Origin of the sequence: Psychrobacter sp. TB55-MNA-CIBAN-0194 (genome assembly GCF_040309505.1) — a bacterium.
Taxonomy (GTDB): Bacteria; Pseudomonadota; Gammaproteobacteria; order Pseudomonadales; family Moraxellaceae; genus Psychrobacter; species Psychrobacter fozii.
On the sequence record NZ_JBEOOW010000023.1, the window covers coordinates 1 to 1,514 of the forward strand.

The following is a 1,514-nucleotide window of genomic DNA, read 5'->3' on the forward strand; positions in this document are numbered from 1 at the left end:
ATCCAAACACAGAAAAAAGCCAAGTCCAATTCCGCGAAAAATACGACAACTTCATCAATGGTGAATGGGTTGCACCCGTTGATGGTGAATACTTTGACAACACCAGTCCCATAGATGGCAAAGTCATCTGCCAAGTTGCTCGCTCAAAAGAAGCTGATATCGAAAAGGCCCTAGATGCGGCTCACGCTGCCAAGGATGCGTGGGGCAAAACCAGTGTGACGGAACGCGCCAACATCCTCCTCAAAATCGCTGACAAAATGGAAGCCAATCTTGAGTCTATCGCCATTGCTGAATGTTATGAAAACGGCAAACCGGTACGTGAGACACTCGCAGCAGATATCCCGCTAGCCGTTGACCATTTCCGTTATTTCGCCAGTGCCATTCGCGCTCAAGAAGGCGGCATCAGTCAGATTGATGACGATACCGTTGCCTATCATTTCCATGAGCCACTGGGTGTTGTTGGTCAGATTATTCCCTGGAACTTTCCTATCCTAATGGCCGTCTGGAAACTAGCACCTGCATTAGCTGCTGGTAACTGTGTCGTTCTCAAACCTGCTGAGCAAACCCCTGCGTCTATTCTCTATATGTTAGAGATTATCGGTGCGGCTGACCTGTTACCTAAAGGTGTATTAAACGTCGTCAATGGCTTTGGTGTCGAAGCTGGTAAGCCGTTAGCTTCTAACCCTCGTATTAATAAAGTGGCCTTTACGGGTGAGACCACAACCGGTCGACTCATCATGCAGTATGCCAGTGAAAACATCATTCCTGTGACTTTGGAGCTGGGCGGTAAGAGTCCAAACATCTTCTTCGCCGATATCATGGATGAAGATGATGACTTCTTAGACAAAGCCGTTGAAGGTCTAGTGATGTTTGCGCTTAACCAAGGTGAGGTCTGTACCTGCCCATCGCGTGCACTGGTACATGAGAGTATCTATGATGAGTTTATCAAACGCTGTATCGCTCGTGTTGAAGCCATCAAAATGGGCAATCCATTAGATACGGAAACAATGATTGGTGCACAAGCAAGCTCAGATCAATTAGAGAAGATCCTGTCTTATCTAGATATCGGTAAACAAGAAGGCGCTAAAGTACTGGTCGGTGGTGAACGAGCCACACACGACGGTGATCTTGGTGATGGCTACTACGTGCAGCCGACTATCTTTGAGGGCACAAACGACATGCGTGTGTTCCAAGAGGAAATCTTTGGACCGGTACTTGCGGTAACGACTTTTAAAGATGACGAAGATGCGATGAGAATTGCCAACGATACGTTGTATGGTCTGGGTGCTGGTATTTGGACGCGCAGTGTACATAAGGCGTATCGCTTCGGACGTGGTATTCAAGCGGGCCGCGTATGGACGAACTGCTATCACATCTATCCGTCGCATTCTGCATTCGGTGGTTATAAGCAATCTGGTATCGGCCGTGAGAACCATTTGATGATGCTTGATCATTATCAGCAAACCAAGAACATGCTGGTGTCTTACGATCCTAAAAAAATGGGGTTCTTTTAA

General features: G+C 47.2%; 1 protein-coding gene. It reads left to right on the plus strand.

Annotated elements, in window-relative coordinates:
* Positions 1 to 1,514, plus strand: a 1,514-nt coding sequence (gene adh, locus AAEY75_RS14060) for an aldehyde dehydrogenase (protein ID WP_352259902.1), incomplete at its 5' end; no start/stop codon positions are given.